The organism is Streptomyces plumbidurans (assembly GCF_019857225.1).
GTDB classification, from domain to species: domain Bacteria; phylum Actinomycetota; class Actinomycetes; order Streptomycetales; family Streptomycetaceae; genus Streptomyces; species Streptomyces plumbidurans.
Window position 1 is genome coordinate 38,081 of sequence record NZ_JAFJSY010000011.1, and the last position, 24,377, is coordinate 62,457.

At 72.0% G+C, this 24,377-nt stretch carries 21 protein-coding genes; 7 read left to right on the forward strand and 14 right to left on the reverse strand.

The window, feature by feature from the left end:
* Both JYK17_RS10095 and JYK17_RS10100 read left to right on the forward strand, forming a co-directional pair.
* Nucleotides 1-633: a TetR/AcrR family transcriptional regulator gene (locus JYK17_RS10095; RefSeq protein ID WP_222810208.1), complete on the forward strand. Its 633-nt coding sequence runs from the start codon at nucleotides 1-3 to the stop codon at nucleotides 631-633.
* A gap of 33 nt (nucleotides 634-666) precedes the next feature.
* Complete coding sequence (locus JYK17_RS10100) at nucleotides 667-1,392, forward strand: Mut7-C RNAse domain-containing protein (protein WP_108013065.1); 726 nt, start codon at nucleotides 667-669, stop codon at nucleotides 1,390-1,392.
* A 33-nt stretch (nucleotides 1,393-1,425) separates the two neighbouring features.
* Here JYK17_RS10100 and JYK17_RS10105 read toward each other — a convergent pair whose 3' ends face one another.
* The gene (locus JYK17_RS10105) at nucleotides 1,426-3,459 is read right to left on the reverse strand and encodes a thioredoxin domain-containing protein (protein WP_164932231.1); all 2,034 of its coding nucleotides are present in this window, start codon (nucleotides 3,457-3,459) and stop codon (nucleotides 1,426-1,428) included.
* Between the two features lie 71 nt (nucleotides 3,460-3,530).
* Nucleotides 3,531-4,178 (reverse strand): TetR/AcrR family transcriptional regulator, encoded by a 648-nt coding sequence (locus JYK17_RS10110; RefSeq protein ID WP_222810209.1) that lies wholly within the window; start codon nucleotides 4,176-4,178, stop codon nucleotides 3,531-3,533.
* Between the two features lie 126 nt (nucleotides 4,179-4,304).
* On the opposite strand from JYK17_RS10110, the gene JYK17_RS10115 reads away from it, so the two are divergent.
* Nucleotides 4,305-5,267 (forward strand): zinc-dependent alcohol dehydrogenase family protein, encoded by a 963-nt coding sequence (locus tag JYK17_RS10115; RefSeq protein WP_222810210.1) that lies wholly within the window; start codon nucleotides 4,305-4,307, stop codon nucleotides 5,265-5,267.
* A 34-nt stretch (nucleotides 5,268-5,301) separates the two neighbouring features.
* Here JYK17_RS10115 and JYK17_RS10120 read toward each other — a convergent pair whose 3' ends face one another.
* The 7 genes from JYK17_RS10120 to JYK17_RS10150 form a co-directional block, all read right to left on the reverse strand.
* On the reverse strand, nucleotides 5,302-6,561 hold the full coding sequence (locus JYK17_RS10120) for an FAD-dependent monooxygenase (RefSeq protein WP_222810211.1): 1,260 nt from the start codon (nucleotides 6,559-6,561) through the stop codon (nucleotides 5,302-5,304).
* Entirely contained in the window at nucleotides 6,558-7,970 is a 1,413-nt protein-coding gene (locus JYK17_RS10125; RefSeq protein WP_108013070.1) for an MFS transporter, read from the reverse strand. Before JYK17_RS10125 ends, JYK17_RS10120 begins: the two co-directional genes overlap by 4 nt.
* 142 nt (nucleotides 7,971-8,112) lie before the next feature.
* Nucleotides 8,113-10,644: an ABC transporter permease gene (locus tag JYK17_RS10130; RefSeq protein ID WP_222810212.1), complete on the reverse strand. Its 2,532-nt coding sequence runs from the start codon at nucleotides 10,642-10,644 to the stop codon at nucleotides 8,113-8,115.
* Nucleotides 10,641-11,477: an ABC transporter ATP-binding protein gene (locus tag JYK17_RS10135; RefSeq protein WP_164932230.1), complete on the reverse strand. Its 837-nt coding sequence runs from the start codon at nucleotides 11,475-11,477 to the stop codon at nucleotides 10,641-10,643. Before JYK17_RS10135 ends, JYK17_RS10130 begins: the two co-directional genes overlap by 4 nt.
* Nucleotides 11,478-11,617: 140 nt before the next feature.
* Nucleotides 11,618-12,292, reverse strand: a complete 675-nt coding sequence (locus JYK17_RS10140; protein WP_128802796.1) for a response regulator — start codon at nucleotides 12,290-12,292, stop codon at nucleotides 11,618-11,620.
* Entirely contained in the window at nucleotides 12,289-13,554 is a 1,266-nt protein-coding gene (locus JYK17_RS10145; protein WP_222810213.1) for a sensor histidine kinase, read from the reverse strand. Before JYK17_RS10145 ends, JYK17_RS10140 begins: the two co-directional genes overlap by 4 nt.
* Nucleotides 13,555-13,660: 106 nt before the next feature.
* The gene (locus JYK17_RS10150) at nucleotides 13,661-14,227 is read right to left on the reverse strand and encodes a TetR/AcrR family transcriptional regulator (protein WP_108013074.1); all 567 of its coding nucleotides are present in this window, start codon (nucleotides 14,225-14,227) and stop codon (nucleotides 13,661-13,663) included.
* A gap of 101 nt (nucleotides 14,228-14,328) precedes the next feature.
* Between JYK17_RS10150 and JYK17_RS10155 the strand changes: the two genes are divergently transcribed.
* Together JYK17_RS10155 and JYK17_RS10160 are read left to right on the forward strand one after the other, a co-directional pair.
* Nucleotides 14,329-15,234, forward strand: coding sequence for an NAD(P)H-binding protein (locus JYK17_RS10155; RefSeq protein ID WP_222810214.1), 906 nt, complete (start codon nucleotides 14,329-14,331; stop codon nucleotides 15,232-15,234).
* Nucleotides 15,235-15,337: 103 nt separating this feature from the next.
* The gene (locus JYK17_RS10160; protein ID WP_108013076.1) at nucleotides 15,338-18,538 is read left to right on the forward strand and encodes a tetratricopeptide repeat protein; all 3,201 of its coding nucleotides are present in this window, start codon (nucleotides 15,338-15,340) and stop codon (nucleotides 18,536-18,538) included.
* A gap of 28 nt (nucleotides 18,539-18,566) precedes the next feature.
* Here the strand turns inward: JYK17_RS10160 and JYK17_RS10165 are convergent, their stop codons facing one another.
* Both JYK17_RS10165 and mca read right to left on the reverse strand, forming a co-directional pair.
* Nucleotides 18,567-18,812, reverse strand: coding sequence for a hypothetical protein (locus tag JYK17_RS10165; RefSeq protein WP_164932229.1), 246 nt, complete (start codon nucleotides 18,810-18,812; stop codon nucleotides 18,567-18,569).
* Nucleotides 18,805-19,665 carry a mycothiol conjugate amidase Mca gene (gene mca, locus JYK17_RS10170; protein ID WP_164932389.1) on the reverse strand — a complete coding sequence of 287 codons (861 nt, stop codon included), beginning with the start codon at nucleotides 19,663-19,665 and terminating at the stop codon, nucleotides 18,805-18,807. Before mca ends, JYK17_RS10165 begins: the two co-directional genes overlap by 8 nt.
* Before the next feature lie 134 nt (nucleotides 19,666-19,799).
* On the opposite strand from mca, the gene JYK17_RS10175 reads away from it, so the two are divergent.
* Both JYK17_RS10175 and greA read left to right on the forward strand, forming a co-directional pair.
* Nucleotides 19,800-20,198: a DUF4307 domain-containing protein gene (locus JYK17_RS10175; RefSeq protein ID WP_108013079.1), complete on the forward strand. Its 399-nt coding sequence runs from the start codon at nucleotides 19,800-19,802 to the stop codon at nucleotides 20,196-20,198.
* Nucleotides 20,199-20,375: 177 nt separating this feature from the next.
* Entirely contained in the window at nucleotides 20,376-20,876 is a 501-nt protein-coding gene (gene greA, locus JYK17_RS10180) for a transcription elongation factor GreA (protein WP_108013080.1), read from the forward strand.
* A gap of 93 nt (nucleotides 20,877-20,969) precedes the next feature.
* Here the strand turns inward: greA and JYK17_RS10185 are convergent, their stop codons facing one another.
* The 3 genes from JYK17_RS10185 to ilvA form a co-directional block, all read right to left on the reverse strand.
* The gene (locus JYK17_RS10185; RefSeq protein WP_108013081.1) at nucleotides 20,970-21,827 is read right to left on the reverse strand and encodes an ABC transporter permease; all 858 of its coding nucleotides are present in this window, start codon (nucleotides 21,825-21,827) and stop codon (nucleotides 20,970-20,972) included.
* Entirely contained in the window at nucleotides 21,824-22,840 is a 1,017-nt protein-coding gene (locus JYK17_RS10190; protein WP_108013082.1) for an ATP-binding cassette domain-containing protein, read from the reverse strand. The genes JYK17_RS10185 and JYK17_RS10190 overlap by 4 nt, the downstream gene beginning before the upstream one ends.
* 196 nt (nucleotides 22,841-23,036) lie before the next feature.
* Nucleotides 23,037-24,266, reverse strand: a complete 1,230-nt coding sequence (gene ilvA / locus JYK17_RS10195) for a threonine ammonia-lyase (RefSeq protein ID WP_108013083.1) — start codon at nucleotides 24,264-24,266, stop codon at nucleotides 23,037-23,039.
* Nucleotides 24,267-24,377 lie beyond the last annotated feature (111 nt).

Consider the following 24,377-nt stretch of genomic DNA (forward strand, 5'->3'; position numbering starts at 1 on the left):
ATGACGGCCGCACCCTCCCCCCTCTCCCCCGCCGACCGCCCCCGACTGGGCCTGCGCGAACGGAAGAAGATCAAGACCCGCGAAGCGATCCGCGCCGCGACCTACGCGCTGGTCAAGGAGCAGGGATACGACGCCACCACGATCGAGCAGATCGCCGAGCGGGCGGAGGTGTCGCCGTCGACCGTCTTCCGCTACTTCCCGACCAAGGAGGACATCGTCCTCACGGACGAGTACGACCAGCTCATGGCCGACGAGCTGCGCGGCCGACCGCCCGGCGAGCCGTGGATGGACTCGGTACGGCACGTGATGCGCCTGGCCATCGAGGCGAACAACCGCGAGAACCCCGACGTGGCCCGGCTGCGCGCCCGCCTCTCGGTCGACGTCCCCGCCGTCCGCTCCCGCATGTTCGAGAGCATGTCGACCACCGGACGCCTGCTGCGCGAGGCCATCGCCGAGCGCCACGGCAAGGACCCGGACAGCGTCGAGGTCCGCGTCTACGCCATGTCCTTCATCGGCGGTCTCATGGAAGTGTCCATGTACTGGGCGGAACACGACTTCGAGGGCGAACTGAGCGACCTCGTCGACCGCGCCCTGGACGTCCTCGAACACGGCCTGCCCATCGAAAACCCCTGAGCCCGCCGCCCCCACCCGTGCCATCCTGACCAGGTGAACGGTCCCGAGATCCACGTCGAGTTCGCCCCCGACCTGGCCCTGTTCGTCCCGAACGAGCGCCGCCACGGCCCCAGCGCCGTCACCACCGACGGCGTCTCCAGCCTCGGTCACGTCGTCGAGTCGACCGGCGTACCCCTGACCGAGGTCGGCACCCTGTGGGTGAACGGCCGCGAGGTCCCCGCCTCCTACGTCCCCGAGGCGGGCGACCTCGTCGAGGTCCGCTCCGTCGACCGCCCCCAGCAGGTCCCCGGCGCACCCCTGCGCTTCCTCCTCGACGTCCACCTCGGCACCCTCGCCCGCCGGATGCGCCTGCTCGGCGTGGACACCGCCTACGAGTCCACCGACATCGGCGACCCGGCCCTCGCCGCCCGCTCCGCCGCCGAACAGCGCGTGATGCTCAGCCGCGACCGCGGCCTGCTGCGCCGCCGCGAACTGTGGGCGGGCGCCTACGTCTACAGCACCACCCCCGAGGACCAGCTCCGCGACATCCTGGAACGCTTCCGGCCCCGGCTACAGCCCTGGACACGGTGCACCGCCTGCAACGGCCTGCTGAAGTCCGCCACCAAGGAAGAGGTCGCCGACCAACTGCACGGCGGCACCCACCGCTCCTACGACGTCTTCGCGCAGTGTCAGGGCTGCAAACGCGCCTACTGGAAGGGCGCACACCACGAACAGCTGGTGGCCATCGTGGAGCGCGCCCTGGCGGAGTTCGCGGGCTAGTACCGCCCCGGCTCCCTTGCCGCCCCGAGCGTTTCAGCCGCCCAGCACGGTGCGCAGGCGCTCCACATCCGTGGTCGGCGCGTCGCAGGTGAAGTTGCGGCACACGTACGCGGCCGGATCACCGTCGACCAGGGGACGGTCGGCGAGCAGCGGGAACTCGTCGCTGCCCGCCGGCCCCACGGCGACCACCGCGCCGGGCGCACGGCCCAGAAGTGCCGTGCGGTGCATGGCCCTTGTCGCCTCGTCGTCCGGTCCGCGCCCGACGACCGCCACCTCCTTCGGCCCGTCGAGCAGCGCCTCGGCGACCGCGAGCCCCCAGCCGATGAAGCGCGGCACCCGCGGGCCCAGCGCCTTGACCACGCCCAACGCCCGCTCGGCCGCGGCACGATGGGACGGCGAGCCCGTGTGCGCTGCGTAGCCCAGCAGCGCGCCCGCGGCGGCGGACCAGCCGGACGGGGTGGCGTTGTCGGTGGGGTCCTGCGGCCGGCGGATCAACTGCTCGGCGTCGGCGGCGGTGTCGTAGAGACTGCCGGTCTCCTCGTCCACGAAGCGGGTCAGGACGTGGTCGAGCAGGAAGCCCGCGAACTCCAGCCAGACGCCCTCGCCGGTGACGGACGCGAGCGCGAGGAAACCCTCGGCGACATCGGCGTAGTCCTCCAGAACACCGGCGTTGGCACCCACGCGGCCGTCCTTGCTGGTACGGGCCAGGCGGGCCTGCTCGTCCAGATGCAGCCGTACGAGAAGGTCGGCGGCGCCGACGGCGGCCTCGACCAGGTCGGGGCGGTCGAAGTAGGCGCCGGTCTCGGCGAGGGCGGCGATCGCGAGGCCGTTCCAGGCGGCGACCACCTTGTCGTCACGCCCCGGCGCGGGCCGCTCGTCACGCGCCCGGAGCATCCGCTCCCTGATCCCCTCGATCCGCTCGGCGTCGAACACGCCCTCGCGCTGCGGCAGTTGCAGCACGGACGCGCCGTGCTCGAAGGTGCCCTTCTCGGTCACCTCGAAGTACTGGGCGGCGAGTTCGGCGTCCTCGGCACCGAGCACCTCGGTCAGCTGCCGCGGCGTCCACACGTAGTACGCGCCCTCGACATGGCGGCCCGTCCCGTCGTCACTGTCGGCATCGAGCGCGGAGGCGAACCCGCCCTCGCCGGTGCGCAGTTCGCGGACCATGAAGTCGGCGGTCTCCAGGGCGACCCTTCGGGCGAGCTCGGAGCCGGTGGTGCGCCAGAGGTGGGCGTAGACGCGGCAGAGCAGGGCGTTGTCGTAGAGCATTTTCTCGAAGTGCGGGACCGTCCAGTCGCGGTCGACGGAGTAGCGGGCGAACCCGCCGCCGAGCTGGTCGTAGATGCCGCCGCGGGCCATGCGCTCGCAGGTGTCCGCAGCCATCTGCAGGGCGCCTTCGGCACCGGTGCGGGCATGGTGGCGCAGCAGGAACTCGATGACCATGGACGGCGGGAACTTGGGTGCCCCGCCGAACCCGCCGCGCTGCGGGTCGTACTCCCGGGTCAGGCCCAGCAGCGCCTGCGCCGGCTCCTCCTCGCCGGGGGTCTGCGTGTCGCCGTAGGAGATCTCGCGTCGCGCGAGGTCCTGCACGATCTTCCCGGCCACGTCGGAGACCTCGTCCCGCCGGTCGGTCCAGGCCGATCGCACGCCCTCCAGGACCTGCCGGAAGGAGGGCATGCCCTGGCGGGAGGCGGGCGGGAAGTACGTACCGAAGTAGAACGGCTCCCCGTCGGGGGTCATGAACACCGACATGGGCCAGCCGCCCTGCCCCGTGGCCGCCTGCACGGCCTCCATGTAGACGGCGTCGACGTCCGGGCGCTCCTCGCGGTCGACCTTGACGGACACGAAGTGCTCGTTCATGTACGCGGCGGTGTCGTCGTCCTCGAAGGACTCGTGCGCCATGACGTGACACCAGTGGCAGGCGCTGTAGCCGACGCTCAGGAACACGGGGACGTCGCGCCGCCGGGCTTCCTCGAACGCGTCGGTGTCCCAGGGCCACCAGTCGACGGGGTTGTCCGCGTGCTGGAGGAGGTACGGGGATGTGGCCTGCGCGAGTCGGTTGGGCATGCTCCCATCCTTGCGCACCCACCTGCGCCCTGCCCATGCGCCACGGGGAGGCGTACGAACGGGTCCGGGCGTCAGCCCGTCGGGCGGGGCCGGTTGGTTGCCAGGTGTACGGCCGGCGGCAGGGGGGTGTTGTGGGGGCAGTGGGTGATGGCCTGGATGAGGAGGGCCGCGAAGCGGCGGGAGGCGGCCAGTTGGGCGGTGGGGGAGGGGAGTTGGATGCCCTTGTTGGCCAGGAGCATGAGGACGAGGTCGTCCGGTTCGAAGTCGGGGCGCAGGTGTCCTGTCAGCTTGGCGCGGCGGGCCAGGTCGGCGATGGTGGCGAGGATGCGGTCGCGGCCGGTGACGACCGTGATGGCGCGGGGGTAGGCCGACAGGAAGGCCTCGGTGAAGCCTCGGTCGCGGGCGTGCAGTTCGCAGATGTTCTCGATGACCTGGCACAGGCCGCGCCAGGGGTCGGGATCGGCACTGGCCCGGTCGACGATGTCCTGGCAGGCGCGCAGCTGGTCGGCGAAGGCGGCGGTGACCAGCTCCTCCTTGGTCGGAAAGTGCCGGTAGAGGGTGGCCGGGCCGACACCCGCGCGGCGCGCGATCTCCCGTGTCGGGACCGTCAGGCCCTCCTGCGAGAACACGGCCCGTGCCGCCTCCAGGAGCCGGTCGCGGTTGTCCCGCGCGTCCGCCCGGAGCGGCTGGGGCGAGGAGTGAGGCAATTCCGGCGTCATGCTCTTACTTTAGGTTAAACGGACGGGGGCGTCCGTTAGCGTCGGGGCAGATCGCGTCCCGTGTGTGCGACGTGCGATCGGCGCGGGGTGCGCTGCGGGACCTGAAGCCCGTGGAGGCATGTTCCCGTGAAGGCCGTACAGATCCAGACGTTCGGAGCGCCCGAGGGGCTGACCCTGGTCAACCTGCCGGCGCCCGTCCCCGCCGAGGGCGAGGTACTGATCGCTGTCGAGGCGGTGGGAGTGGCCGGCGTCGATGTCCTGATCCGCAGGGGGACGCTGGCCGCGTACGGCTTCACGGAGGGGTTCGTCGCGGGCAGCGAGGTGGCGGGCAGGGTCACGGCCGTCGGCCAGGGGGTCGACGGGTCCTGGGTCGGCCGCCCGGTGTGGGCCTTCACCGGTACCGGCGGAGGTTACGTGGAGCAGGCGGCCGTACCGCTGGAGCAGGTCCTGCCGCTGCCCGCCGGCCTCTCGCCGGCCGAAGCGGTCACCGTCGGCAGCTCCGGTGCCGTGGCCCACTTCGCCCTGGCGCAGGCCCACTTCGCGCCGGGAGAGGCGGTGCTGGTGCGCGGGGCGGCGGGCAGCATCGGCGTCATGGCGGTGCAGTTGGCGGCCCGCCAGGGCGCCCGCGCGGTCGCGGTCACCACGTCGTCGGCCGAGCGCGGCAAGCGCCTGCGCGAACTGGGCGCGACGCATGTACTGGACCGCTCCGGCCAGGGCGGCCCCGACGCCCCGGCCGGTTACGACGTGATCGTCGACGTCGTCGCCGGCGACGACATGCCGTCGTTCTTCGACCGGCTCAACCCCAACGGGCGCATGGTGGCCGTCGGAGTGGTGGGCGGACAGCCGCCCGCGGACTTCGGTACGACGCTGATGGCGCAGTTCCAGAGGTCGTTGTCGTTCGCCACCTTCAGCGCGGCCACGATCAGCACGGCGGACCTGCAGGCCGTACGCAGTGAGCAGTTCGAGGCCGTGGCCCGCGGCGACCTCACCGCGATGGTGCACGAGGTGCTCCCGCTGAATCAAGTCGCCCTGGCGCACCGGAAGATGGACAGCGGTGAGGTCTTCGGCCGGATCGTGCTCACGCCCTGATCCGCCGAGGGCCTCGCCCGGTGGGCCGCGGACGTCAGGCCGGCTGCACCGGGGGCTCGGGAAGCGTGAGTGCCGAGTGGGCCGGTCTGCCCTCCGCGGACGGCATCGCGCCGAGACCGCGCAGCCTGTCATTGCGCTGCCGCAGGGCCTGGGCGGTGGTGGGGAAGAGTGTCGCGCCGCCCGCTCCCACCAGCTGCTGGTTCGTGGTCACGAAGTCACGGGTGTCGTGTTCGTAGGCGGCGAAGCCCGTGACGTGGTCCCGGTCCGCGAGGGAGCGGGCGAGCATGTACGCGCCGACGAGGGCGAGGCTGGTGCCCTGCCCGGTGAGGAACGACGGCGCGTAGGCGGCGTCGCCGACCAGCGCGACCCGGCCGCTCGACCAGCGGGGCATACGGATCTGGCCGACGGCGTCGAAGAACAGGTCCTGCGCGTCACGCGCGGCGGCCAGCATGCCCGGGACCTGCCAGCCCGCGTCGGCGAACTCCTCCTCGAGCAGGGCGTGTTGGGACTGCGGGTCCCGGAACGCGTGGGACGGGGGTTCGGGCCGGGCGAAGTTCAGAAAGGCGTGCACCTCGTCGTCGTCCGCCACGGCGTAGAGGGCGGCGGCCCGGCCCGGGCTGTTCCACATCACGGTCTCGTGGGAGAGCCCGAGGGTGTTGCGCATGGTGAACACGGCGAAGCAGTAGCCGAGATAGCGGTGGAACTGCTCCTCGGGGCCGAACAGCAGCTCCCGGGTGTGCGAGTGCATGCCGTCCGCGCCGATCACCAGGTCGAAGGTACGGCTGCCGGCTCCGCGGAAGGACACGTCGACTCCGTGGCCGGAGTGGCCCGACCGGCCGGAGTCTCCTGACCGACCTGACTGGTCGAGGGTGTCGATGGAGTCGTCGAAGAGAAACTCCACGTCGTCGCGGACGGCCGCGTACAGGGCGTCGGTGAGATCGCCGCGCCGTACCTCCAGGTCCCGTCCCGGCACACCGCCGGTGACGGAGTGCGGGTGCAGGGAGGTCACTGCGCTGCCGTCCCCTTCGAGGAAGGTCAGCCTGCGCAGGTCGACGTGGGCGTCCCGCAGCCGGGGCAGGAGGCCCATCCTGCCGACGACGTCCAGTGCGGTGCCGCGGATGTCGATGGGGTAGCCGCCGCTGCGCGGCGCGGCCGCCTTCTCGACGACGGTGACGGTGTAGCCGTAGCGGCTGAGCCAGTACGCGAGGGCCGGACCCGCGATGCCGGCCCCGGATATCAGGACCGTGCGCCCCGGCTTGCTGCGGATGTCCGTCAACTGGTCGGAGGGGTTCATGACTTGACGTCTCCTTTGTTCATGGTGCGTACGACGAACAGGCACAGCGCCGCTACGACGCCTGCGACGAGGAAGCCGGTGGTGAAGGCGGATTCGGCCGGGACGTCGGACCCGGAGGGGGTTCGGGCGGTGAGGAGCGCGCCGCCGAGCATCCCGCCGACGGCGTAGCCCAGGACGCGTGTGACGAGGATCAGGCTGGTGGCGATGCCGGTGTCGCTCTCGTCGACGGAGGAGGCGATGCTCGTCACCATGGCCGTCACGCACAGGCCGTTGGCGAGCGAGATCAGTCCCTTGCCGACGACGATGTGCCAGATCTCGCCGTGCACGGCCGACAGCGCGAGCAGGGCGGCGGCCATGATGACGGTCGCGGTGGTGACCACGGCGCGCGGGCCGAAGCGCCGCTCCCCGATGCCGCCGACCGGCCCGGCCAGGGTCGCGGCCACGGCGCCGGGCAGCAGGATGAAGCCGATCGTGGTGGGTCCGGCCCCGAATCCGTATCCGTCGCCGGACACGTCGAGCAGCTGCGGGACGAGATAGACCCCCATCGCGGTGCCGAGGCAGATCACGAACGTCACCACGCACGACTTCCAGATCACCGGCCGCGCGAGCATGCGCAGGTCGATCATCGGGGCCGTCGCGCGGCGTTCCACGGCGACCCACCCGGTCACGAAGGCGGCCAGTACGACGAGGAGGGCACCGAACACGAGGGGTTGTGAGGCGGCCTCGGGCGCCAGCCCGAGTACGAGCATGAGCGTGACGAGGATGCCGCTCAGCAGGAGCAGGCCGGGCCAGTCGATCCCGGCGCCGTCGGAGCGGCCCGGCGCGTCGGACGGCATCAGCCTGTTCACCAGCAGGGTGCATCCGATGACCGCGAACGTCGGCACCGCGAACATCCAGTGCCGCGACAACGACTCCGCCACCGGCCCGGCCGACAGCAGCCCCACCATGGAACCGCCCACGAACATCCCGCTGACCAGCCCGATGGCAGCCTTCGACTCCCCCGCCGGCAGGTGTTTGCGCACCACGATGAACGACAGGGGCAGTGCGCCCACCATCGCCCCCTGCAGGATCTGACCGATCAGCAGGACCGGCAGGCTGGGCGCGAGGGCGGAGACCAGTCCCCCCGCCGAGACCACCGCCATCAGCCGGATCAGGACGCGTTTCCCGCCGTAGCGGTCGCCGAACTTGCCCGCGACGGGGGTGACGAGCGCGCCGGTGACGGCGAGCACGATGTTGAGGAGCGCCCCTTCGGCCGGGCTCATGTCCAGCTCGCGCTGCAGAAGCGGGAGTGTGGGCGAGACGACCGACTCCAGGGCGCCGGTGGAGACGGCCAACATGCCGAGGGCCGCGACGGCGAGCTTTCCCATGCGGGCCGGGGGAGCCAGGGGTGTGGTTGTGGGGGTGGTCATGGGCGTCCTTCCGTGGTTGCGGGGCGAGTTGAGGGGGCGGGTGCGTCGGGGGTGGACCACCGGGGGCGCCGCGAACGGTCAGGCGGAAGGAGGGCGGGCCCGGCTCCCGCCCCGTACGCCGGAGCCACGACCACCGCCGGAGCTACGCCCACCGCCGCAGCGCCGCCCGCGCCGGCACAGTGACCGCGAGGAGAACCAGCCCGCCCGCGGCGAGGGCGAAGGAGCCGTAGAGCAGCGGGGGTACGTACGGTGCCTCGCCGGTCACGCCGCTCATCATCGGGATCAGCGTGGCCGCGGCGATCGCGGAGCCGAGGACCAGGCCGACCGAGGCCACCAGCAGGCTCTCCCAGCGGAGCATCGTCATGACCTGGCGCCGGGTGGAGCCGACGAGGCGCAACATGCCCAGTTCGCGGCGGCGGTCCAGGACCGTCATCACCAGGGTGTTGACGGCGGCGACGGCCGCGAAGCCGCCGAGGACCGCGGCCATGGTGTTGTTCATCCAGGCGCCCAGCCTGGCGTCCAGGCTCCGCTCGGTGGCGTAGCCGGAGACGTCACTGACCTCGCCCAGGGCGGTGAGAGTCTGCTGCGAGCCGCCCCGTACCAGCAGCGTGCTGTCGAAGGCCGAGGTGACGTGTCCGTCCAGGGAGGCCCGGTCCATGGTCACCGTGGCGAGGCCCAGGCCGCGGCCGTAGACGGCGACGATCTCGGGGGCGGCCTTGGTGCCGTCGGGGAGGTAGAGCGGGAGCCGGTCGCCGACCCCGGCGTCCGCGGAGTCCGCCAGGGTCCTGTCGATGGCGATACGGCCCGTGCCGAGCCAGTCGAGGCTGCCCTCGCGTACGTCCAGGTCCTGGACCTGGGCGAGTTCGGCGCCGGAGCCGGTGACGCCCTGGGTCGACGCGCCCAGCAGCGACTTGAACTCACCCGAGCCGGTCGGCACCAGCACCTGCGTGTTCAGCAGCCCTACGGCCGCCTCGACGCCGGGTGCGCTCGCGGCGCGGGCCGCGGCGTCCACCGGGAGCCCGGCCGGGTCCGTCACCACATGGTCCGCGGTGATGCCCGCGCGCAGTTGCTCGTCGGCGGCGTGGGACTCGCTCGTGTGCATGAACACGAGGGTCGAGGAGAAGGCCACGGCGAGGACGATCGGTGTGATCGCGGAGGCCAGACGGCGGGCGTTGGCAAGGGAGTTGGCGGCTGCGAGTTGGGCGGCCGGGCCCGCGCCGCGCAGCGGGAGGCCGAACAGGCCCGCGCACAGCCGCGCCACCAGCGGGCCGAGCAGCCCGACGGCGAGCATGAAGCACATGACCACGCCGAGGGCGGCGCCGGCCGCGTCGTCCCCGGTGGCGCTCGCGGACACGCCGGTCAGGAGCGCGCCTCCGACGAGGGCGGCGACGCCGAGCACGGTACGGACCAGGCCGGGCCGCAGCCGTTCCACCGACGCCTCCGACAGCGCCTGCCCCGGCTTGATCCTCGCGGGCCTGCGCCCGGCGATCCAGCCGGCGCCGAGCGCGGTGAGCAGCCCCAGGACGACGGCGGCGAGCATCGGCAGCACCGACACGTGCAGGTCGACGGCGCGCGGGACGGCGCCGCGGTCCTGCAGCCGGCCGAACCACCAGTGCGCGAGCCCGATGCCGGGCAGGCAACCGAGGATCCCGGCGAGCGGCGCGACGAGCAGGGCCTCGGAGGCGACCGCGCGGCGGACCTGCCGCGGGGTGGCGCCGACGGCGCGCAGCAGGGCGAACTCGCGGGCCCGCTGACCGACCGAGAGCGCGACGGTTCCGGCGGCGGTGAAGACCGCGACGATGGCGGCGATGCCGCCGAAGGAGCCGCCGATGCTGAAGAGCGTCACCTTGGCGTACCCGAGGCCCGGGTCCTCCACGGCACCGCGGTCGTCGCCGGTGTGGACCTCGGCGCCGGAGCCCGCCAGGGCCATTTTCACGGCGCCGGCGAGGGCGCCGGTGTCCGTGCCGTGCTTCGCCAGGACGACGACGGCGTCGGCCTTGCCCGGGTGCCCGGCGAGCGTGCCGGCCTGGGCGTCGGCGAACCAGGTCGGGGCGCCCGCGGCGGCGGTGTTCCGGGCGGTCTCCGCGGATCCGGCCGTGGCAATTCCCGCGACGCGGAAGTCCTGCCGCCCAGCGGCGGTCTCCAGTACGACGGTGTCGCCGACGGCGGCGTGCGCGGCACGAGCCGTGCCGGTGTTGAGGACGACCTCGCCCGCGCGAGGTGCGGAACCGGCGGTCAGCGCGGTGCCGGTGAAGAGGTGCGAGCCCCATCCGTGGGCGGTGAGCGCACCGCCAGGGACCTTGAGCGCCCGTGCGCCGTCGTGCGTCGTACGCACCGGGAAGGTGAAGTCCGCGACGGCGGTGGCCGCACCCGGCGCCTTGGCTGCCTTCGCGGCCAGGGCGGAGTCCAACCGTGCCGTGTCCGGCAGCGGGGTCGCCTCCTTCTCCTGGTCCTCGCCGCTGCCGGTGACGACGTACTCGTACTGGTCCGCCGCCGCGACGACCGGTGCGTTCGCGTAGCGTTCCGGCGGCACGGAGGCGCGCAGGCCGGTCTCCAGGAGGATGCCGCAGGCCGAGACGATCAGCGCGGACATCAGCAGCGCGAGGAAGGTCCCCGCGAAGGACGCGGGCTTGAAGCGGACGGCCTCGCGGGCCAGTCCGTTGGGGCGCTTCACGCGGCCACCCCCGTGGTCGCACCCGCGCGGGAGGTCAGTACGGCCATGCGGGCCGCGATCTGCTCCGCCGTACCGCGTTCGAGACGGTCGGCGAAGGTGCCGTCGGCGAGGAAGAGCACGCGGTCGGCCCAGGCGGCGGCGTGCGGGTCGTGGGTGACCATGACGACCGTGGCGCCGAGCGCGTCGACCGCGTTGCGCAGCAGGCCGAGGACCTCGGCGGCGGTCGCGGTGTCCAGGGCGCCGGTGGGTTCGTCCGCGAAGATCACGTCGGGGGCGGTGACCAGGGCGCGGGCGACGGCCACGCGCTGCTGCTGGCCGCCGGAGAGCTCGCCGGGCCGGCGCCGCGCCTTGTCGGCGAGCCCGACCTGCGCGAGCACCGCGTGCGCCCGGCGCCGCTCCTGACGCTGCCCGGCCAGGCGCATGGGCAGCAGCACGTTCTGCTCCACGGTCAGCGACGGCAGCAGGTTGAACGCCTGGAAGACGAAGCCCAGGCGGCTGCGGCGCAGTTCGGTGAGCTCGTTCTCGCTCATGCCGGTGATCTCCGTACCGCCGAGCCGCACGGAGCCCGACGACGGCCGGTCCAGCCCGGCGGCGCACTGCAGGAACGTCGACTTGCCCGATCCGGAGGGGCCCATGACCGCGGTGAACGTGCCGTGCGGCAGGCCCAGGTCGATCCCCGCGAGAGCGTGCACGGCGTTCGCCCCACGGCCGTACTGCCGCCGCACGCCGCGCAGTTCGACGGCGAGACCGGGCGTGGCGGCCGGCGCCTCGGACCGGGCGTCCACCCCCGACCGACCGTCCGCCTGCCCCCGCTTGCCCCTGCGTAGCCTCATGTCCCGTCTCCCTCGATCGCGCACTGCTGTGACGGGTCGAAGAGTGCGGGGACGGCCGCGCGCGGGGCGTCATACCCGGGAGCCAAGTCGGGGGTGGTACTGCGGTAGGGGGTGGAGGAGTCCGCGACGAGAACGGACTCCTACTCCCCCGGAGCCACCAGCCCCGACTCGTACGCGAAGACCACCGCCTGGGCGCGGTCGCGCAGGTCGAGCTTGGTCAGGACGCGGCTCACGTGCGTCTTCACCGTCTGCTCGGCCAGTACGAGGGTCTGGGCGATCTCCCCGTTCGACCGGCCGCGGGCGACCAGGGTGAGGACCTCGGTCTCGCGTTCCGTCAGGCCCTTGAGCCGTTGCGCGGGCTTGCCCCGGGACGCGGGGCGCTGCGTGGCGAAGTCCGCGATCAGGCGGCGTGTCACGGAGGGGGCGAGCAGCGCGTCGCCCGCGGCCACGACGCGTACCGCCGCGATGAGGTCGGCCGGCGGCGCGTCCTTCAGCAGGAACCCGCTCGCGCCCGCGCGCAGCGCCTCGTAGACGTAGTCGTCGACGTCGAACGTGGTCAGCATCAGCACCCGCGGCCGGTGGGTCACCCCCGGCGGCGGCGCGAGCAGCCTGCGCGCGGCCTCCAGGCCGTCCATCTCGGGCATGCGTACGTCCATCAGTACGACGTCGGGGTGCGTACGCCTGCTCAACTCGACGCCCTGCGCGCCGTCCGGGGCCTCGCCCACCACGTCGATGTCGCTCTGGGCGGCCAGCAGCGCGGCGAAACCGGCCCGCACCATGGCCTGGTCGTCGACGATGATGACGCGTGTCGTCACGTGAAGTCCTTTTCTGTCAGGGGCAGTTGGGCGGCGACCCGGAAGCCGCCGGCCGGCAGCGGGCCCGCGTCGAGGGTGCCGCCGACGAGCCGCACCCGTTCGCGCATGCCGACCAGGCCGTGCCCGGTGCCGGACGCCTCCAGCGGCGCGGCGGGCGGTTGGGGCGGCGGTTCGTTGACGACGAGGACGGTGAGCCGCTCCCCGCCCCGGTCCTCGTCCCGTTCCCCGCCCCGGTCCTCGTCGGACCGCGACACCGACAGCGACACGTGCGTCGCGGCTCCCGGTGCGTGCCGCACGACGTTGGCGAGGGCTTCCTGGACGATCCGGTACGCGGACAGGCCCACCGCCTCGGGCACCTCGGCCTCGCAGGGGGTGAACTCGACCGGCCCGCCGGTCCTCGACGTCGCCTCCACCAGCTGCCCGATCTGCGCCAGGCCCGGCTGGGGCACGAGTTCGCCGTGCGCGTCCTCGTTGCGCAGGACGCCGAGGAGGCGCCGCATCTCGCCGAGCGACTCGCGCGCGGTGGCCGCGATGGTGGTGAACTCCTCGCGTACGTCCTGCGGCAGCCGGTCGAGCCGGTACTCCGCGGTGTCCGCCTGCACGGTGATGACGGACATGTGGTGCGCCACCACGTCGTGCAGTTCGCGGGCGATGCGGGCGCGCTCCTCCAGCAGCGTCCGCCGGCCGCGCTCGGCCTCGCTGATCGTCTCCTGCTCGGCCAGCCTGCGCTGCACCTCGGACCGCTCGCGCAGCGCGCCGGCCAGGAGGAGGGTGGCGCCCCCGAGGATGGTGAGCAGCAGTTCCCTGGCGCCGGAGCCGTGGGGCGCGAAGAACCCCAGGGTCACGTTCGCGGCCGCCGTGGCGAGCCACACCAGCAGCAGCGTACGGCGCCGTTCGCGCAGGCCGAGGGCCAGGCAGAGGCCGACGTAGCCGACGATCTCCATGGGCGGGAACGGCCACAGCAGCCGGTCCGGGAAGTCGACGGTGAGCAGGGCGAGCGCCCCGGCCAGGTCGGCGGCGAAGACCACGTACCAGGCCTGCAGCGGGCGTACGACGGCGAGCAGCAGTGGAGCGGCCTGCGCGACGGCCAGCGCGCTCGCGACGCCGCCGTTCAGGCCGTAGTCGGCGGTGAGGACGATGATGGTGGTGGGCAGCAGGGCGACGCACAGTACGAACGCCACGCCCCACGGCAGCAGCCGTACCCACCGGCGTGACGCCCCCGCGAACAGCGCGCGCGGGCGTCTCTCCTCCACTGAGGTCATGAACACCAAGCGTAGGGAGGCGGCGGGCGGCGGGGCGTCACACCGGGGAGCCAACTGGCGGTGATACCGGGGTAGGGGGTGGCGGCACCGGCGCCGCCAGGCGCCTTCAGGTGCCGGGGCGCTCGCGGATGCCGTCGAGGAGGAGCGCGACGTATCTGCGCCAGTCACCGGTGCCGGTCATGTTCGCCATCGCGCCGCGGGTGATGAGCGTGAAGTCCTGGGCGCAGAAGTCCGCGCGCAGGCGTCCGGCGTCGGCGGCGCGGCGCACGACGCGTTCGGTTATCTCCGCGAAGTCCGTCTTCTCGGCGGCGATGTCGCTCCAGCGGGGCTCTTCGGGGCCGAGGAGCGCGAAGCGGAACGCGGCGTCGGCCTGTGCGGCCTCCAGATAGCCGTGGAGCAGGGTCTCGAACGCCGTCCAGGGGTCCTCGGTCTCGTCGGCGGCGCGGGCGAGCGCGGTCATCGCCTCGAACCGGCGGCCGATGATCGCCGCGAGCAGCGCCTGCTTGTCGGCGAAGTGCCGGTAGAGGGTGCCGACGCCGAGGCCGGCGCGCTCGGCGATCTCGTCCATCTGCACGGCGTCGCCTCGCTGGGCGAACAGTTCGCCGGCGGCGTCGAGGACCAACTCGCGGTTGCGCCGGGCGTCGGCGCGCAGGGGGCGTTCGTGAGCGCTCATGGTCGCTCCACTTTAGTTGACCGCCGTGTGGCGGCCGCCTTACATTAGGAACCGGAGTTCAGGTTCATCTTATGGTTCGGGTTCACCTTATGGAGGCCGCAATGATCGTCGTCACGACACCGACAGGGCAGATCGGGAGTCGGCTGGTCCGCCGGCTGCTCGACGGGGGCGAGGAAGTCCGGGTGATCGTCCGGGACGCCTCGCGGCTGGACGACCGGGTCCGTGAGCAGGTCGAGGTCGTCAGCGGGACCCACGACGATCCGGCCGTGCTGGACAAGGCCCTCCCCGGCGCCGACGCCCTGTTCTGGCTGGTCCCGCCGAACCCCCGGGCGCCGAGCGCCGAGGCCCACTACGTCCACTTCGCCCGCGAGGCCGCCGCCGCCGTCGCCCGGCACGGGGTCGGTCATGTCGTCGGGGTGTCCAGCGCCGGGCACGGCTGGCCGACCCCGGCCGGCGTCCTGTCGGCGGCCTTCGCGATGGACGCCGAACTCGCCACGTCCGGTGCGGCGTACCGGGCGCTGTCCATGCCCTTCTACATGGAGAACGTCCTGCGCCAACTCGACGCCGTACAGGGCCAGAACGCCTTCTACCTGACCTGCGCGGGCGACCAGCCGCTCGCGACGATCGCGACCCGGGACATAGCCGCCGTCGCCGCCGGCCTGCTCACCGACCTGTCCTGGACCGGGCAGGAGAACCTTCCCGTGTTCGGCCCCGACCGGCTGACCCCGGACGGGATGGCCGAGGTGATGAGCCAGGAACTCGGGCATCCGGTCGCCTACCGCCGTATGGCCCTCGACGACTACGCGTCGCTGCTGCGCTCCCAAGGAGCCGCCGAACAGGCGGTCAAGGACGTGACCGACGCGTTCGCCGCGCAGGACCACGGCATCTACGACGCGGACTGGGCGAGCGCCGAACCGACGGCGACGGACTTCCGCATCTGGTGCAGGGAGGTGCTCAAGCCCGCCGCGGACGCACATACGGCCGCGGCAGCTCGAACCGCATCGTGAACGGAGCACGCTGCAGGCGCCGTTGATCGTCGCCCTCTCGCGCTCGGGCGCGACTCGAAGGACACTCGTAGCCGTACGAGTTGCCGCCGGAGGGGGACGTGACATGCGGGACAGCCATCGGGCGGACGCCGAACGGCTGTTGGCACGGGCCGTGGAGGAAGAGGTACGCCGCTCCGGCGGACGCACCGACGGGACGGTGCTGCTGTCCCGCTCGCGCGGCGCGCTGGACGCGATGGCGCAGACGGCCGCCGAGGAGTACGAGGCCTACACCCAGGCCCTCGACGAGGCGGAGGCCGGCCGGCTCACCTTCGCCCAGCGGTATGCGAAGGAGGGCTCCGGAACTCCCCTGCTGGTGGCAGCCGTTGCCGCGGTCACGGCCGCGGTGGCCGACCTGGCGCTGGGCACCGACTCGGGCACGGCACTGGGCGCGGGCGTGACGGTGGGCGTCGTGGGCGCGGCGGCGACCGTGGTCAAGGTGGCCGGCTCGCACGTGCCCGCTGCGCACCACCGGGCGGGCGCCGCGAGCCAGCCGGGCGGCCCGGAACAGCTGCGGCTGCAGTGGCTGACAGCCCTGGAGGTGCGTGGCATCCGCCCCTTCCTCGACCAGCAGCGGGTGCTCGCCGCATCCACCGGCCCGAAGAAGACGGGACCGCAGCTGCGCGGCACGGACAAGAGCGCGGCGGCCCGCGGGCGCAACGTACTGGCCCAGTCGTTCGGCCAACTCCCCGAACCGGCAAGCGTGTTCGCCGGGCGGCGGCAGGAGATGGCGCGGATCAGACAGTGGGTGCAGGCGGCCCGCGCGAGCACGGAGACCCGCCCGACGGTCGTCGTCCTGCACGGGCCGCCCGGCAGCGGGCGCTCGACCCTGGCCATGCGCGCCACCCACGAGCTGAAGGACTACTTCCGCGGCGCCTGCGTCGTGGACCTGCGCGGCGGCAGCCCGGAGGAGCCGCCGCTGTCCACCCGCGACGCCCTGCTGCATCTGCTCAACCGGCTCGGCGCGCCCCGCGAGCAGTTGCTGTTCCGTGAGCGCTCCTCCCCCGACCAGCAGGTCAAACGGCTGGGCGAGCTGTACCACCAGCATCTGACGGGCCTTCCGGTGACGGTCGTCCTGGACGACGCCTCGGACCCCGAACAGATCCGTACGCTCGTGCCCGAGCGCTCCGACAGTCTCGTCCTGGTCACCGCCCGCGAGCCCCTCCCGCTGCCCGCCGACCTCCAGGCCCACGTCCACGAACTGCCGGTCGGGCCACTGGACTCGGCGGGCGCGGAGGAGCTGCTGGGTGCGGCGGCCGAGGACAGCTCCGGACCCTACGACGCCGAATCGGCCGACCGGGTACGGGAGTTGTGCGGCGGGCTGCCGCTCGCGCTGAGCATTGCCGGCTCGTCCCTGGGCCCGCGCTCGCCGCGTCAACTGGCCACGGATCTCGGGGCGTACGGCCCCGTGGAGCCGATCGAGCGCGTGCTGTGGCTGCGCTACACCGACCAGTCGGAGACCGCGCGGCGGCTGCTGCGCCGGCTGGCGCTCGCGGGCCGCGCCTCCCTCGGCGCCGCCGCGGCGGCCGCACTGCTGGCGACGGACGAGGCGGAGGCCACCCGGCACCTGGACGCCCTCTCCCGCGCGGGTCTGATCGACCACGTACGGGGCAGCCGCTACCGCCTGCACGACCTGGTGCGCGCCTTCGCCCAGGCCCGCCTCCTCGACGAGGAGGAACCGGCCGAGCGCTCGGCGGCACAGGAGCGGCTGATCGTGAACTACGCCGACCTGGCCGACTCGGTGCTGCGCCTGGTCGACGGCAACATGTCCACCCGCTCGGACCGCTTCAGCCCGCACGGCTTCACCTCCCTGGACGAGGCGCTGCGCTGGCTGGACGACGAGTCGAGCTTCATCACCTCGACGCTGCGCCAGGCGGAGGGCGTCAACCAGGCGGCCGTGCTGAATCTGCTGGGCGCGCTGTGCGACTACTGCCTGCTGCGTGGCGACCTGTACCGCCTGGGCGAGATCAGCGAACTGGCCCAGGCCGTCGACCAGGGCCTGCTGGTCCGCTCGGTGCAGTGGCGCACCGGCATCGCGGCCCGGCAGCTCGGCGAGCTGGACAAGGCCCGTACGACACTGGCCTCGGTGGTCGACCTGTACATGGACGCCCACCACGACGCCGGTGCCGCCCGCGCCCTGTGCTCCCTCGGCATCACCCTGCACCATCAGGGCAACCTCACCGAGGCGGCGAGCAAGCTGCGGGAGGCGCTGGACCTGCAGGCGGCCCCGGAGCTTGCGACGGACCGCGCCTGGACCATGCACGCCCTGGCCGCGGTCGAACGGGACCGCGGTCATGTCCCGGAGGCGCTGCATCTGCTCGCCGAGTCGCTGGTGCTGCATCGCGAGGGCGAGTCCGTGCACGGCGAGGCCTGGGCGCACTTCCAGCTCGGCCAGCTGGCGCTGCGGATGGGCGACGTGCCGCGCGCGGAGGCGGAGCTCGGTGCGGCCCTCGACCGCTACGGCCGCACCCGGGACGCCCGCGGCGAGGCCTGGGCCCTGACCCAGCTGGCCCGCGCCCGGCTCGTGGCCGGCGACGCCGCGCAGGCGGTCGACGGGCTGCGCCGGGCGGCGTCCAGACACCGCGACAACGAGGACGCGCGCGGCGAGGCGTGGACCGGCTACTACCTGGGGCAGGCCCTGGAGGAGACGGGCGACCTCGACCAGGCGGTCCGCGAGCTGGAGCGCTCGCGCACGATGTTCTCCCGGATGCGCGACGTCTACGGCCTGGCCTGCGCCCGCCATCACTCGGCCCGGGTCACCCGCGACCAGCGCGCGGCTCAGACGGGCTCGCTGAGGAACTCCGGCTTCGCCCGTCAGCTGCTGGTCGACGCGCGGGCCGACTTCCAGCGCATCGGTGTGGCCCACGGCGAGGCCTGGACGTGTCTGGAGCTGGCGGTGGTGGACGCGGGCAACGCCCGCACCCAGCAGGGGCTGGCGCTGTGCGACGAGGCGGTGGGCCTGTTCACCTCGTACGGTGACCGGCGCGGCGAGGACTGGGCCCGCTTCCTGCGCTGCACGCTGCTGCCGTACGCGGCTCCCGGCGGCGTGGAGATCGGCACGGCAGTCGCCCAGGAGGAGCTGAGCCAGCTCTCCCGTAGCGCGCACGCCCTGCGGGACGAGAAGCTCGACGACTTCGTGGAGGCCTACCAGCTGCTGTTGGAACGCGGGGTGAACCTGGACGACGGCTGGCAGGGCTGGCGCCTCGGCATGGTGCCGAGCCGCCATGCGCGCGAGGTGATGGGGGTGGCGGTACCGGCCGGTCACTGACCGGCGGCCACCCCCGTGCCTGCGGCCGTCAGCCCTGGCCGGTCCCGGAGTCGGCGGAACTCTTCGCCGAGGCGGCGTCCTGCTCGGGCGCCTCCTTGAACTTGACCTTGCCCATGTGCCGGTTCATGGACTTCATCAGTGCCCACACCGCCAGGGCCATCGCCGCGAAGACGATGAAGCCGAGGACGCCGGGGGTGACCTTGTTCTCGTCCACCTCCGCGAGGGGGACGAGGTGCGTCATTGCCAGGCTCACGCTTGCACTCATGTCAGGCATTGTCGCGGATGCCCGCGAAGAGGTCGTCCTCGGGTAGGGAGGTGTCCACGAGCGACTTCGCCAGCTCGTACTCCTCCGTCGGCCAGACCTCCTTCTGGATCTCCATCGGCACCCTGAACCAGCCGCCGTCGGGGTCGATCTGCGTGGCGTGCGCGATCAGCGCCTTGTCGCGGATCTCGAAGAACTCGGCGCACGGAATGTGCGTGGTCAGCGTGCGCTCGACCCGCTCCGACTCGCTCCAGCGCTTGAGCCAGTCCTCGTACGGCGACTCCAGGCCCCGGTCGAGCAGCGCGTGGTGCAGCGCCTCGGTGCGCTGCCGGTTGAAGCCCTGGTTGTAGTAGAGCTTCTGCGGCTGGTAGGCGGGGCCGAACTCGGCCTCCGGGTACTTCTCGGCGTCCGCCGCGCCCTCGAAGGCCACCATCGAGATCTTGTGGGTCATGATGTGGTCGGGGTGCGGGTAACCGCCATTCTCGTCGTAGGTGGTGATCACCTGGGGACGGAACGTGCGGATCTGCTTCACCAGCTCGCCGGCCGCCTTGTCGACGTCCTCCAGCGCGAAGCAGCCCCCGGGCAGCGGGGGCAGCGGGTCGCCCTCGGGGAGCCCCGAGTCGACGAAGCCGAGCCACTCCTGCCTGACCCCGAGGATCTCGCGGGCCTCGTCCATCTCCTTCTTGCGTACCTCGTGGATGTGCTCCTCGATGTACTTGTCGCCCTGCAGCTTCGGATTGAGGATGGAACCGCGCTCCCCGCCTGTGCAGGTCACGACCAGCACGTCCACCCCCTCGGACACGTACTTCGCCATGGTGGCCGCGCCCTTGCTCGACTCGTCGTCGGGGTGGGCGTGGACGGCCATCAGTCGCAGCTGGTCAGTCAAGACTCAATCCTCGTAAGTCGGCGCCCCGGTGTCTTCGGGGGCGATCGGCGGCTTCTATAGTGACCGAACCGGGGGGCGAAAAATTCCGGGACCCGGTTTCCGAGGGGACGATCATGAGCACGGCGAGCACACAGGTGCCCGAGGGTCGCTACGGCCGCTCGCCGGACGAGCGTGCCGACCACAAGCTGAAAATCGCCGGCGCCGTCCTCGCGGCGCTGCTGCTCGCCCTGGTCGGCTACTTCGCCTACCACTACATCGGCCAGAACAAGATCAGCGCCGAAGTGATCACGTTCGACACTCGGCAGAACTCGGTGCAGGTGCATCTGGAGGTCCACAAGGACGCCGACGCCACCGGCTACTGCACTCTGCGCTCCCAGTCGAAGGACGGCGCCGAGGTGGGCCGGGCCGACTTCCACTTCGACACGCATGCCACCCGCATCGACAAGGTCGTCACGCTCCGTACGACGTCCAAGGGCACCACGGCGGAGCTGCTCGGCTGCCACGCCGACTGACACCCGCCGCCCCGGTCGCAATACATCGGGCCTGACCTGCGGTGATGTAATTCTGATGGCTTATGTCCTCCCCCTTCAGCCGCACAATTGTTAGGCTCGTGGTTTCGCCCATCCGTGAAGGAACATCCTTCTGGGTAGGGCGATGCTTTGTATTCCCAGTACCTACGAGGAGCACCTGTGACCCAGACCAGCGAGAACGTCACCTGGCTCACCCAGGAGGCGTACAACCAGCTCAAGGCCGAGCTGGAGTACCTGTCTGGTCCTGCGCGCACGGAGATCGCCAGCAAGATCGCCGCCGCGCGCGAGGAGGGGGACCTGCGCGAGAACGGCGGGTACCACGCGGCCAAGGAGGAGCAGGGCAAGCAGGAGCTCCGTGTGCGCCAGCTGACCCAGCTCCTGGAGAACGCCAAGGTCGGCGAGGCCCCCGCGTCCGCGGACGGCGCCGTGGCGCCCGGCATGGTCGTCACCATCGCCTTCGACGGCGACGAGGACGACACCCTGACCTTCCTGCTCGCCTCGCGTGAATACGCGAGCACGGACATCGAGACCTACTCGCCGCAGTCCCCGCTGGGCTCCGGCGTGACCGGCCACAAGGTCGGCGAGGACGCGGAGTACGAGCTGCCGAACGGCAAGAAGGCCTCCGTGAAGATTCTCAAGGCCGAGCCCTACAACGGCTGACCCTGCCGCCCGGCCGGACTCCCGGCCCGCGCGCCCTCGACCCGCCCCCGGCGTCCGCTGACGTCGGGGGCGGCGTCGTCACGGGTCATCGGGTCATGCCGTCGCCGAGCGGTACTTGCGCACCGCCAGCGTCCTGAAGACGACGATGATCAGGGCCGAGTAGATCAGCGAGGCCCACACCGGGTGCTGCATCGGCCAGGCCTCCGACTGCGACTGGCCGGGGTTGGCGAAGAGCACCCGGGCGGCCTGCACGGTGGCGCTGAAGGGGTTCCACTCGGCTATGTGACGCAGCCACGGGGTCATGTGGCTGGTGTCCACGAAGGCGTTCGAGATGAACGTCACCGGGAAGAGCCAGATCAGTCCGCTGGAGGTGGCCGCCTCGGGCGTACGGACCGACATGCCGATCAGGGCGCCGATCCAGGTGAACGCGTAGCCGAGCAGGAGCAGCAGACCGAACGACGCCACGACCTTCGCGGCATTGGTGTCGCCGTTCGACCCGACGCGCCAGCCGACCAGCACGGCGACCACGGCGAGGACGACCAGGGTCAGGGCCGTCTGCACCAGGTCGGCGAGCGTGCGCCCGGTGAGCACCGCGCCGCGTGCCATGGGCAGCGAGCGGAACCGGTCGATGAGGCCCTTGTGCATGTCGTCCGCGATACCCGCGCCGGAGCTGGCGGTGGCGAAGGTGACGGTCTGCGCGAAGATGCCCGCCATCAGGAAGTTCTTGTAGTCGGTGGCGCTGGTGCTGCCGCCGATCTGCATGGAACCGCCGAAGACGTAGGTGAAGAGCACCACGAACATGATCGGCTGGATCAGGCCGTAGATGATCATTTCCGGGATGCGGGACATCCGGATGAGGTTGCGCTTCGCGACGACCATCGAGTCGCGGAAGGACTGGCCGAGGGGGTTTCCGCTCGGTGCGACGCGGACGGCGTCCGTGACGGCGCTCACTTGGCTGCCTCCTTCTTGTGCCGGCGGTCCTTGGCGGCCGCCTTCTCGGATGCGCCGTTCTCCTCTTCCTTGACCTCGGCCACATGGCCGGTCAGGGACAGGAAGACGTCGTCGAGGGTCGGGCGGCGCAGCCCGATGTCGTCTATCTCGATGCCGCGGACGTCCAGCTCGCGGATGACCTCGGCCAGCAGCTTGGCGCCGCCGGTGACGGGCACGGTGAGCTTGCGGGTGTGCTCCTCGACGGTGAGCTCCCCCTTGCCGAAGCCGGCCAGGACCTCGCCGGCGGTGGTGATGTGCTCGCGCTCGTGCACCACGACCTCGACGCGCTCGCCGCCGGTGCGGGCCTTGAGCTCGTCGGAGGTGCCGCGGGCGATGACATGGCCGTGGTCGACGACCACGATGTCGTGCGCGAGGTGGTCGGCCTCCTCCAGATACTGCGTGGTCAGCAGCAGGGTCGTACCACCGGAGACGAGCCGCTTGATGACGTCCCACAGCAGCTGGCGGTTGCGCGGGTCGAGGCCGGTGGTCGGCTCGTCCATGAACATCACGGGCGGCGAGACGACCAGGGCGGCCGCCAGGTCGAGCCGGCGGCGCATGCCTCCGGAGTAGGTCTTCGCGGTACGGTCGGCGGCGTCCGCGAGGTCGAACTGCTCCAGCAGCTCCACGGCCCTGGCCTTCGCGGCCTTCGCCCTCATCTGGTAGAGCTGGCCGACCATCTGGAGGTTCTCGCGGCCGGTCAGGTATTCGTCGACCGCCGCGAACTGGCCGGACAGGCCGATGGAACGCCGCACCTCGTTGGGTTGCTTGAGGACGTCGAGGCCGGCCACGACCGCCTTGCCGCTGTCGGGCCGCAGCAGCGTGGTCAGACAGCGGACCGCGGTCGTCTTGCCCGCGCCGTTCGGCCCGAGCAGGCCCAGCACGGTGCCCTCGGGGACATCGAGGTCGACGCCGTCCAGAGCCCTTACGTCTCCGAAGGTCTTGACCAGGCCTTCGGCATAGATGGCGCCTGGCATGTGAGTCTCCACGTCGTCGGGGATTCTTCGAAAAGCCTAGATTTGTACGTTTCGCTCCGCCTGACGGGTGGCGTGACAGGCGACCGCGAGACACACCATAACGCGATGTATCGCGTCTCACAACGGATTTACTCGGTCGAGTGACAAAGAGCCCCTGAACTGGGCGTTCCGCTTATTTTTCCGGGCGCCCAGCGCCTCAGTCGACGACCGTGTGGCCTGCCTCGCGCAGGGCACGGCCGACCTCGGCACAGTGCTCCGGCCCCTTCGTCTCCAGGTGCAGCTCGACCTCTGCCTCCGTGAGCCCGAGCCGTGGATCGGTCCGTACGTGACTCACATCGAGGACGTTAGCGTCCAGCACTGACAACACCCCGAGAAGTGTGGCCAGGGCCCCCGGCCGGTCCGTCAGCCGCAGCCGTACGGCCAGGTAGCGGCCCTGCGCCGCCATGCCGTGGCGCAGCACGCGCTGCATCAGCAGCGGGTCGACGTTGCCGCCGGACAGCACCGCAACCACCGGGCCCTCGAAGGCCCCCGGCTCGCTCTGCAGCGCCGCCACCGGGCTCGCGCCGGCCGGTTCGACCACGAGCTTGGCCCGCTCCAGGCACAGCAGCAGCGCGGCGGACAGCTCGTCCTCGGAGACCGTGCGCACCTCGTCCAGCAGTTCGCGGATGATGCCGAACGGCACGTCGCCGGGACGGCCGACCTTGATGCCGTCGGCCATGGTCGCCGGGTTCTCGATCGACACCGGGCGCCCGGCCGCGATCGAGGGCGGATACGCCGCGGAGCCCTCCGCCTGCACGCCCACGATCCGCACGTCCGGCCGGAGCGCCTTCACCGCGACCGCGATACCGGCCGCGAGGCCTCCCCCGCCCACGCCGACGACGATCGTGCGCACCTCCGGGCACTGCTCCAGGATCTCCAGCCCGACCGTGCCCTGGCCCGCGATGACGTCGGGATGGTCGAAGGGGTGGATGAACACCGCACCGGTCTCGGCCGCGTACTCCTGGGCCGCGGCCAGCGTCTCGTCGACCACCTGCCCGTGCAGCCGCACGTCGGCGCCGTACTCGCGGGTGGCGCTGATCTTCGGCAGCGGTGCGCCCATCGGCATGAACACCGTCGCCCGCACACCGAGCAGCGAGGACGCGAGGGCGACACCCTGCGCGTGGTTGCCCGCGCTCGCCGCCACGACACCGGCGGCCCGCTCCTCGGGCAGCAGCCCGGCGATCCGCACATAGGCGCCGCGCAGCTTGAACGATCCCGTCCGCTGCAGGTTCTCGCACTTGAAGTGCACCGGCGCGCCCACCAGCCGGGACAGATGCCTGCTGCCCTCCATCGAGGTCACCCGCGCCACGCCCGAGAGCATCTTCTGGGCGCCCCGCACGTCGTCGAGGGTCACGGGCGGCAACGAGTCAGCCGTGCTGTAGCTCATGACACAAGCATCGCAGTTCACAGCCGCACGGCATCACTGTGACCAACCTCCGAGACTGGTTTGCGCAGCGCCGGTACGACCCGCCCCCCGGCCGCGTACTCTGTCCCCCAT

Excerpts from the sequence above, each read along its gene's own strand:
- JYK17_RS10095 (WP_222810208.1), top strand. The coding sequence starts at position 1 with ATGACGGCCGCACCCTCCCCCCTCTCCCCCGCCGACCGCCCCCGACTG.
- JYK17_RS10105 (WP_164932231.1), bottom strand. The coding sequence starts at position 3,459 with ATGCCCAACCGACTCGCGCAGGCCACATCCCCGTACCTCCTCCAGCAC.
- JYK17_RS10110 (WP_222810209.1), bottom strand. The coding sequence starts at position 4,178 with ATGACGCCGGAATTGCCTCACTCCTCGCCCCAGCCGCTCCGGGCGGAC.
- JYK17_RS10120 (WP_222810211.1), bottom strand. The coding sequence starts at position 6,561 with ATGAACCCCTCCGACCAGTTGACGGACATCCGCAGCAAGCCGGGGCGC.
- JYK17_RS10125 (WP_108013070.1), bottom strand. The coding sequence starts at position 7,970 with ATGACCACCCCCACAACCACACCCCTGGCTCCCCCGGCCCGCATGGGA.
- JYK17_RS10135 (WP_164932230.1), bottom strand. The coding sequence starts at position 11,477 with ATGAGGCTACGCAGGGGCAAGCGGGGGCAGGCGGACGGTCGGTCGGGG.
- JYK17_RS10145 (WP_222810213.1), bottom strand. The coding sequence starts at position 13,554 with ATGACCTCAGTGGAGGAGAGACGCCCGCGCGCGCTGTTCGCGGGGGCG.
- JYK17_RS10150 (WP_108013074.1), bottom strand. The coding sequence starts at position 14,227 with ATGAGCGCTCACGAACGCCCCCTGCGCGCCGACGCCCGGCGCAACCGC.
- JYK17_RS10155 (WP_222810214.1), top strand. The coding sequence starts at position 14,329 with ATGATCGTCGTCACGACACCGACAGGGCAGATCGGGAGTCGGCTGGTC.
- JYK17_RS10160 (WP_108013076.1), top strand. The coding sequence starts at position 15,338 with ATGCGGGACAGCCATCGGGCGGACGCCGAACGGCTGTTGGCACGGGCC.
- JYK17_RS10165 (WP_164932229.1), bottom strand. The coding sequence starts at position 18,812 with ATGCCTGACATGAGTGCAAGCGTGAGCCTGGCAATGACGCACCTCGTC.
- mca (WP_164932389.1), bottom strand. The coding sequence starts at position 19,665 with ATGGCCGTCCACGCCCACCCCGACGACGAGTCGAGCAAGGGCGCGGCC.
- JYK17_RS10175 (WP_108013079.1), top strand. The coding sequence starts at position 19,800 with ATGAGCACGGCGAGCACACAGGTGCCCGAGGGTCGCTACGGCCGCTCG.
- JYK17_RS10190 (WP_108013082.1), bottom strand. The coding sequence starts at position 22,840 with ATGCCAGGCGCCATCTATGCCGAAGGCCTGGTCAAGACCTTCGGAGAC.
- ilvA (WP_108013083.1), bottom strand. The coding sequence starts at position 24,266 with ATGAGCTACAGCACGGCTGACTCGTTGCCGCCCGTGACCCTCGACGAC.